Raw genomic sequence first — 7,271 nt, forward strand, 5'->3', positions numbered from 1 at the left:
TCATTGGGAAGGCAGGTCCCCGGCAGCGCCTCCTCGACCGCCGTGCGATGCCAGCCCGCCTTCCCGTCAATGCCTTGGAAGCTGAAGTAACCGCCGATCATGATCAGGCCGCCGCCGGCCAGCGTCCAGTCGCGCAGGAGCTTGAGCCGGTTCGGCACTGTCTTGCCGTGCAGCCAGACATCGGGATGAAGCAGCAGCGAGTTTGCGCCAATGTCGGACAGGATGATCGTCCTGTATTGCGACAGCCCTTCCATGGTGAAAGGCAGCTTCTCGACGGCCTCATGAGCGGGCATGTAGTCGAGATCGAATTCGCTGTCCTTCAAGGCGTCGACCAGGGGCGTTGCCCCGAGATGGAAGGTGACGCTGCCGAACTGGTCGAACCCCTTGTAGTGGGTCGCCGAACTCACCCAGCTTTCGCCGACAAGAAGGACTTTTGTCTTCGCCATGATCGTGCTCTCCTGATTCCGCCAGTCGCTTGTTCTAGCCGGTTTCGCCCGCCCCGATCTCTGGGATCGTGTGGTCGGGGTCGATCGGCGTTGGCGCCGGCCCTGCCACCTCAGATCAGCAGCAGGCCCTTCATGCTGGCATATCCCTTCCGCCCGATGATGATGTGGTCGTGCACCGCGATGCCCAGCCGCTTGCCCGCGTCGATGATCTCCTTCGTCATCTCGATGTCGGCGCGCGATGGCGTCGGGTCGCCTGACGGGTGATTGTGGACCAGGATAATGGCAGTCGCCGAGAGTTCGAGCGCCCGCTTGATCACTTCTCGCGGGTAGACAGGCGTGTGGTCGACAGTACCCGTCTGCTGCACCTCGTCGGCGATCAGCGCGTTCTTCTTGTCGAGGAACAGGATGCGGAACTGCTCGCGCGCCTCGAAGGCCATTGCTGAGCGGCAATAGTCGAGGAGCTGCTGCCAGGACGAGAGGATCTCGCGGCCGTGGACCTCGCCGCGTGCCATGCGCTGCGCCGTTGCGGCGAGGATTTTCAGGTCGAGTGCCACCGCAGGGCCGATGCCCTTGACCTCCTGCAGCAGGCCCACCGGGGCGCCAAGCACTTCGGCCAGCGTGCCGAAGCGTGCCAGCAGCGCCTTGGCCGCCGGTTTGGTGTCGGCACGAGGGATCAGGCGAAAGAGCAGAAGTTCCAGAAGTTCGTAATCGGGCAGGGCGTCCGGACCCGCCAGGGCAAAGCGCTCGCGCAAGCGGTCGCGATGGCCGAGGTAATGCGGCTTTTCGTCGAGCGTCGCCTTGGCTTTCGCAGCAGGCCGCATCGGCGCTTCGGAGAAGAAACTCCGCTCGTCATCGTCGCTTGTGTTCCCCATACCCCGCCCACATTGCTCCGGCACAGACATTAGAGCTGTTCTGGCCTGGATTGAAACAGTTCCGTTCTCCGATCGCGAGACGATCCACGGCAGATCGTGGCAGCCCACTGTCAGCCTAGGGCCTCCCTATACGGCAAGATGAAACCACGATTGCGCAACAAAACTTAACATCACTTAACGCATGCGGCCACTTTCACCTGACATGGTGACGCCATCGGAGGCTCTTTGCCTCGCTATACTGGAGCACGCATGTTCGCCAAAATTGACTCTGGACTATTTGCCGGCCGGGCATCTCTTGCGGTCATGGCAATCCTGCTTTCAGCCCATTCGGACGGCGCGCTGGCGGCAGACGCCATTGCGGTGAATTCCGATGATTTTACCCTGCCGCCCGAGCCTTCCCGTTTCGGGCGCTTCGAACAGAAACTGTCCGACTGGCACGTCGTGCTCGGCGGCGGCGCCATCATCGTCCCCAAATACGAGGGCAGCAATGAGTTCAAGATCATGCCGGTGCCTTTCGTCACGGCGACATTCCTCGACACGGTGACGATCGATCCGACTGGTGCCAACATCGCCGTTTATGAACAAGGACCGTTCGCCTTCAGCGCGCGGCTTGGCTATGAGATGGGCCGCAAGGAAGACGACTCCGACCATCTGCGCGGCTTGGGGGATGTCGACATGGGCGCGACGGTCGGCGTGAAGGCAGCGGCGAAGTTCGGTCCGGCCGAAATATTCGCGCAGCTGGACAAGACCATCGGCGGCAGCGATGGCCTGGAGGGCAGGGTGGGGATCGAGGTGACCCGGCCTCTGTCTCAATCGTTGATGATCGGCGCCAGCGCGTCCGCCGTGTTCGCCGACGAAAATTACATGCAGGCCTATTTTGGTGTCACGCCCGAGCAATCGGCTCGCTCGGGGCTGGCGCGCTATGATGCCGGCGCCGGTTTGAAGCGCGCCGATTTTTCGATTTCCGCCACATATATGCTCGACGAGAACTGGATGGTGCGCGGCGAAGCGGGGGTCGGCGTTCTCTTGGGTGACGCTGCCGACAGCCCCGTCGTCGTCGAAAAGATCCAGCCTTCAGGGATGCTTCTCGTCGGATATCGGTTCTGACGCCTACCCAGGGCACCAAATGCAAGCTGGACAAGCTCCGGAATGGCACAGCAACGGCACCAAAGCGATTTGAGCGCCGAATCCAGGTCGGCAAGGCAAGGTTCGCGCATCCTCATTGTCGAAGACGATCTGGAGATCGCACGCATGCTGGGCGACACGCTCACCGACAACGGCATGACTGTGGAAATTGCCGAGAGCGGCGTCCAGATGAATGCCGCGCTTCGCACCCAGAAATTCGATCTCATCGTGCTCGATGTCATGTTGCCGGGCGAAAACGGTCTCAACATCTGCCGCCGCCTTCGTGCCGCAACCAACATTCCGATCCTGATGCTGACCGCGCTCGGCGAGGAAATCGACCGCATCTTCGGGCTGGAAATCGGCGCGGACGACTATGTGACGAAACCGTTCAGCGCGCGTGAACTGACGGCCAGGATACGGGCGCTGCTGCGCCGTACAGCCTATGATCCCGACGAGCGGGACTGGTCGAAGGTACTTCGTTTCAACGGCTGGCGCCTTGATCCCATACGCCGGCAATTGCATGACCCCAACAATGCGCGGGTGACGACCACGACGCATGAATTCGACCTGTTGCTTGCGTTTTGTCGCAATGCAGGCCGGGTTCTCTCTCGTGAGGAACTTCTGGGCGTAACCCATGCCGGGCTCGCGGGGCCGATCGAGCGTAGCGTCGATGTCCATATCAGTCGAATCCGCAGGAAGATCGAAAAGGATGCGCGCGATCCGGTGCTTTTGAGGACCGTTCGGTTGGGTGGCTACATCTTCACCGCGACGGTGGAGGAAGCATAAGGGATTTCATCCGCCGTTTCTTGCCACAGTCCGTGCGTGGGCAGTTTGTGGCAATCATTTTCATCGCGGTGATCGTGATCATGTTCGTCGGTTCGGTCGTCGAGAGTTTCATAGAGAACGCCGATCTTCCCGCCGCGGAAGATAACGCCGGGCGTGCGGCCGTTGTTGCTGCCTTGTTGCAAGAAACGCCGGCGCAGGCGCGTGGCGCAATTCTGGCGACAGCAAAGCGGGCCGGCTTTGATTTCGAGATATTGCCCAAGGACCGGATAACCGGCATTCCCCAGTCCTATCTGCAATGGCGAAGTGTCGAATGGCTTTTGCGTATCGACAGGGGGACGGTTGAGGGACGCTGGATAAGGATCGGCGGCCGATACGCGTTTGTCATCGACCTCGACCAGCAGGACGTCCTGGCCCATTTCGGCATGCCCGATTCCTGGCTGACATCGGGCCTCGTCCGTGCCTCGTTCTACAGGTTCATGGCTTTCGTTGCCTTGCCCGTGCTGATCTGGCTGTTTGCGGTTTGGGCCGTGACGGATCCGTTGAAGCGCATCTCGGCGGCAGTCGGTTCGGCCGAGATCGAGAATGGCGACCAGCTCTTCGTCGAACACGGCTCCATTGAAATGGTGGGGTTGGCGCGCGCCCTGAACAGGATGAGGACGCGTATCCGCACGATGATCGAAAACCGCACGCGCATGTTGCGCAGCGTCAGTCATGATCTGCGCACGCCTTTGACGCGGCTGCGGCTTCGCGCCGAGCGCATGGATGATGGCCCAATCCGAACCGCAATCCTGTCCGATGTCCAGCACATCGAAATCTTGATCGATGAGACCCTTACCTACCTGCGCAACGATGTTTCGACGGAGAAGCTGCAGCGCGCCGATATTGCCAGCGTTCTGCAAACCGTCTGCGCCGAATTCTCCGATGTCGGATTTCCTGTCTCATATTCCGGGCCGGACCGGCTTCTGGGCTGGTGCAAGCCCAATGCATTGGCGCGTGCGATCGCCAATCTTTGCGACAACGGGGTCAAATTCGCTGGCAATGTCACGGTCGCCTTGACGGCGACCGGCACGGCGGCGCGCATCACGGTAGGGGACGACGGGCCGGGTATTCCGATGACGGCACGTGCCCGTGTTTTCGAACCATTCTTCAAGGAAGATGCGTCGCGCGGCATTGCGTCGAAGCATGGCTTCGGTCTGGGCCTCTCGATCGTTGCCGACATCGTCCAGGGGCACGGCGGCAGGATCGAATTGGAGGACAACCAGCCCAGCGGACTGGTCGTTACCATCGACCTGCCGAATGCCGCGGATGTGCAGTCGGCATAGACGGCCTCCCGCCGGGTAAGGTGCGCTCTAAGCCGGCAGGCCGGGGCGATCGAGCTTTTTGGGCGACAGCGTGAAAATCTCGCACCCTGTGTCGGTCACGCCGATCGTGTGCTCGTACTGCGCCGACAGCGAGCGGTCGCGCGTTACCGCGGTCCAGCCATCCGACAGAACCTTCACGTGCGGCCTGCCCAGATTGATCATCGGCTCGATGGTGAAGATCATGCCTGGCCGCATCTCGACGCCTTCATTGGCGCTGCCGTAATGCAGGATGTTCGGCGCGTCATGGAACAACTGGCCGACGCCGTGGCCGCAGAAGTCGCGCACCACCGAGCAGCGCTCGCCTTCGGCAAAGGTCTGGATGGCGGCGCCGATGGCGCCGGTGCGGGCGCCCGGCCTGACCGCCGCAATGCCGCGCATCAGGCATTCATGCGTGACTTCGAGCAGCCGCTCGGCGGCGCGCTTGATCGTGCCGACCGGATACATGCGCGAAGAATCGCCGTGCCAGCCGTCGAGGATGTAGGTGACGTCGATGTTGACGATGTCGCCATCCTTGAGCGGCTTGTTGTCGGGAATGCCATGGCAGACGACATGGTTGATCGAGGTGCAGGATGATTTCGTGTAGCCGCGATAGTTGAGCGTCGCCGGCAGCGCGCCGTGGTCCATGCCGAATTCGAAGACGAAGCGGTCTATTGCTTCGGTGGTGACCCCGGGCTGGACCATCGGCACCAGCTCGTCGAGGCAGCGCGCGGTGAGATCGCATGCCTTGCGCATGCCGGCAAAGCCGTCCTCGCCATAGAGGCGGATCTGGCCGGTATTTCTGAGCGGGGCCGTGGCAGCGTCGAGATAGGTGACCATTTTGTCCGTGTAGCGGGTAGGGCCCTGCAAGAGAGCCGACGTGAAGATCTCCCCAGATTTGGCACTTGAGGGCAAAAGGTTCAAGGAAGAACTGCCCGATGCACCCGCACAGTTCGAGATATTCGCCTTGCATGGGCGGTTCAGCGACCCAAGTGACGACACATTTCTGGGCCAAAAGCCGGTCAAAGCAACTTTTGACGACGAACGGCGTTGCTGCGGTGGCGCCAGTTCGGGAGACAGGAAATGGACAGACTGCAATTCGAGGTGCCGGTGCGCATAGCGCCCGCGCCCGGCCTGCCGGTCGAGGAGATCTACGGCGTCGAACAGGCGCTCGATTTTCTCCAGGACTGGCCTGCGCGCCGTCAGGGCCCGATCTACCAGAAAGCCTTCAACGCCTGCTTTGGGGCCACGGTAGACGTGGTCAAGACCGAGGATGCTTGCCGGGCGTTCATGGCGTTTTGCCGGGCCAGCGGACTGATGGCCAGGGATATGATGACGCCGCGCAAGCGCGGCGGTGAGGCGAGGGCGCTCCAGGCCTAAGGGCCGCCGCCGTTTCGCCTGCCCCCCACTGCAACCAATGAAGCGCGTTTGACGCACAGGCGATGTCGCGAGCGTATCGTTGCGTCCCCGCACCCACGTCAGCGCCGTTAAGCTTCCGTTTCCACCTTCCCGGCTACGCCATTGCTTGTTGGCAATGGTTGATTCGTTGCGTCAGTCTCATGGTTCGGAAGATGTCCCCAGAAAAAATCCGTGCATTCCCGATCGACCGTCAGGTATTCTTGGTCAGAGAGGTTGCTGCCAAGCTCGGCAACCTGCATGGCGAGACCGCCACCTCGTTCTGGAGGGCCAAGGCGTCGGAGTTGCTCGATCTTGTGGTCGGCTCCGGCAGGGACAGAACAGCAGCCAGCGATGAAGTGCGCAGGTTTTTCCAAGCCGTGCAAAGAGAGATGTCGGCCGGGGTGGTTGCGGAGCCGATGCCGATTCTTTCCGCTTGAAGAAAATCCTGCACAGCTTTGGCTTCCCACTGCATTCTCCAACAGTGCGAGCAGCAACACATCGGTGTTTGCTGCCTTCGACGGCAAGTTCGCTGATCGGGTGCGAACCCATGGCTGCCTATCGCAGGCGGATGCTCTAGGACATCGATGCTCTCTCTCGCCGCCTCCCGCTGGCCCTAGCCCTTCTCGCTTGCCAGGAAGTGCGCTCGCGCGTTGATCAGCCAGCGAAGCACTTCTTTTTTGAAGCCAATGGACCACTGCTCAAAAATGCACCGAACTTTTTAGCCATTCGTTCATTTATGCGTGCTTTCTAATCTAAGCCATGGCCTTGAATAGCTTCACCCGTGTTCGGCTTGTAATGGACGCCATGCGCCGGAGCACGGGCGCAAATGTCGCCACCATTTTTGCCCTCACCTTGCCGGTCGTTGTCGGCGCTGCGGGCTTCGGCGTCGAGACCTCCTATTGGTACTACAACAGCCTGAGATTGCAGGCGACGGCCGATGCAGCCGCCTATGCCGGAGCGCTCGAACAGATTTCGGGTTCCGACAAGCCGACGATCGTCGCGGCTGCGACCCAGTCCGCGGCGTCGAACGGGCTGGGCTCGGGCACGATCGTCGTCAATACGCCGCCCGCGTCCGGACCGAATACGGCGAAAAAAGCGGTCGAGGTGATCGTCGGCCAGAAGCTCGACCGGATGTTCACCCTGATCTTCACACAGGAAAAGGTTCCCGAACAGGCGAGGGCGGTGGCCGTCATTACCGATGCCTCGAGTGCTTGCATGCTCGCGCTCGATCCGTCCGCGTCGCAGGCGGTGCTGTTTTCCGGCAGCACCAGCGTTAAGCTCACCGGCTGCTCGGTCATGTCCAATTC

At 61.3% G+C, this 7,271-nt stretch carries 10 protein-coding genes; 6 read left to right on the forward strand and 4 right to left on the reverse strand.

Annotation, left to right across the window (positions count from 1 at the left end; translation table 11 throughout):
• The coding region (locus EN884_RS18950; protein ID WP_245491947.1) for a glutamine amidotransferase at positions 1-446 on the reverse strand (446 nt) is incomplete at its 3' end.
• 110 nt (positions 447-556) lie between these two features.
• Positions 557-1,318 (reverse strand): DNA repair protein RadC, encoded by a 762-nt coding sequence (gene radC, locus EN884_RS18955; protein ID WP_013532006.1) that lies wholly within the window; start codon positions 1,316-1,318, stop codon positions 557-559.
• 249 nt (positions 1,319-1,567) lie between these two features.
• Between radC and EN884_RS18960 the strand changes: the two genes are divergently transcribed.
• Together EN884_RS18960 and EN884_RS18965 are read left to right on the forward strand one after the other, a co-directional pair.
• Positions 1,568-2,425 carry a MipA/OmpV family protein gene (locus tag EN884_RS18960; protein WP_013532005.1) on the forward strand — a complete coding sequence of 286 codons (858 nt, stop codon included), beginning with the start codon at positions 1,568-1,570 and terminating at the stop codon, positions 2,423-2,425.
• A gap of 42 nt (positions 2,426-2,467) precedes the next feature.
• Positions 2,468-3,229, forward strand: a complete 762-nt coding sequence (locus tag EN884_RS18965; protein WP_063167867.1) for a response regulator transcription factor — start codon at positions 2,468-2,470, stop codon at positions 3,227-3,229.
• Here EN884_RS18965 and EN884_RS39645 read toward each other — a convergent pair.
• Positions 3,196-3,645, reverse strand: a complete 450-nt coding sequence (locus tag EN884_RS39645) for a hypothetical protein (RefSeq protein WP_245441331.1) — start codon at positions 3,643-3,645, stop codon at positions 3,196-3,198. The genes EN884_RS18965 and EN884_RS39645 overlap by 34 nt on opposite strands.
• A 6-nt stretch (positions 3,646-3,651) precedes the next feature.
• Here EN884_RS39645 and EN884_RS18970 point away from each other — a divergent pair, with 6 nt between their 5' ends.
• On the forward strand, positions 3,652-4,551 hold the full coding sequence (locus EN884_RS18970; protein ID WP_245441330.1) for a HAMP domain-containing sensor histidine kinase: 900 nt from the start codon (positions 3,652-3,654) through the stop codon (positions 4,549-4,551).
• Positions 4,552-4,578: 27 nt separating this feature from the next.
• Here EN884_RS18970 and map read toward each other — a convergent pair whose 3' ends face one another.
• Positions 4,579-5,406, reverse strand: coding sequence for a type I methionyl aminopeptidase (map, locus tag EN884_RS18975; RefSeq protein ID WP_013532002.1), 828 nt, complete (start codon positions 5,404-5,406; stop codon positions 4,579-4,581).
• Between the two features lie 243 nt (positions 5,407-5,649).
• Here map and EN884_RS18980 point away from each other — a divergent pair, with 243 nt between their 5' ends.
• The 3 genes from EN884_RS18980 to EN884_RS18990 all read left to right on the forward strand — a co-directional run.
• Positions 5,650-5,946 carry a DUF982 domain-containing protein gene (locus tag EN884_RS18980; RefSeq protein WP_013532001.1) on the forward strand — a complete coding sequence of 99 codons (297 nt, stop codon included), beginning with the start codon at positions 5,650-5,652 and terminating at the stop codon, positions 5,944-5,946.
• Positions 5,947-6,137: 191 nt separating this feature from the next.
• Positions 6,138-6,401 (forward strand): DUF6074 family protein, encoded by a 264-nt coding sequence (locus tag EN884_RS18985; protein WP_013532000.1) that lies wholly within the window; start codon positions 6,138-6,140, stop codon positions 6,399-6,401.
• Positions 6,402-6,723: 322 nt separating this feature from the next.
• On the forward strand, positions 6,724-7,271 hold a 548-nt coding region (locus tag EN884_RS18990; RefSeq protein WP_245491948.1), incomplete at its 3' end, for a pilus assembly protein TadG-related protein.

This window comes from Mesorhizobium sp. M7A.F.Ca.AU.001.01.1.1 (genome assembly GCF_004022735.1).
In the GTDB taxonomy this organism is placed as follows: Bacteria; Pseudomonadota; Alphaproteobacteria; order Rhizobiales; family Rhizobiaceae; genus Mesorhizobium; species Mesorhizobium ciceri.

What these genes read in the sequence shown, in the direction of transcription:
- radC (WP_013532006.1), bottom strand. Translation starts at nt 1,318, where the DNA reads ATGGGGAACACAAGCGACGATGACGAGCGGAGTTTCTTCTCCGAAGCG.
- EN884_RS18960 (WP_013532005.1), top strand. Translation starts at nt 1,568, where the DNA reads ATGTTCGCCAAAATTGACTCTGGACTATTTGCCGGCCGGGCATCTCTT.
- EN884_RS18965 (WP_063167867.1), top strand. Translation starts at nt 2,468, where the DNA reads ATGGCACAGCAACGGCACCAAAGCGATTTGAGCGCCGAATCCAGGTCG.
- EN884_RS39645 (WP_245441331.1), bottom strand. Translation starts at nt 3,645, where the DNA reads ATGGGCCAGGACGTCCTGCTGGTCGAGGTCGATGACAAACGCGTATCG.
- EN884_RS18970 (WP_245441330.1), top strand. Translation starts at nt 3,652, where the DNA reads ATGCCCGATTCCTGGCTGACATCGGGCCTCGTCCGTGCCTCGTTCTAC.
- map (WP_013532002.1), bottom strand. Translation starts at nt 5,406, where the DNA reads ATGGTCACCTATCTCGACGCTGCCACGGCCCCGCTCAGAAATACCGGC.
- EN884_RS18980 (WP_013532001.1), top strand. Translation starts at nt 5,650, where the DNA reads ATGGACAGACTGCAATTCGAGGTGCCGGTGCGCATAGCGCCCGCGCCC.
- EN884_RS18985 (WP_013532000.1), top strand. Translation starts at nt 6,138, where the DNA reads ATGTCCCCAGAAAAAATCCGTGCATTCCCGATCGACCGTCAGGTATTC.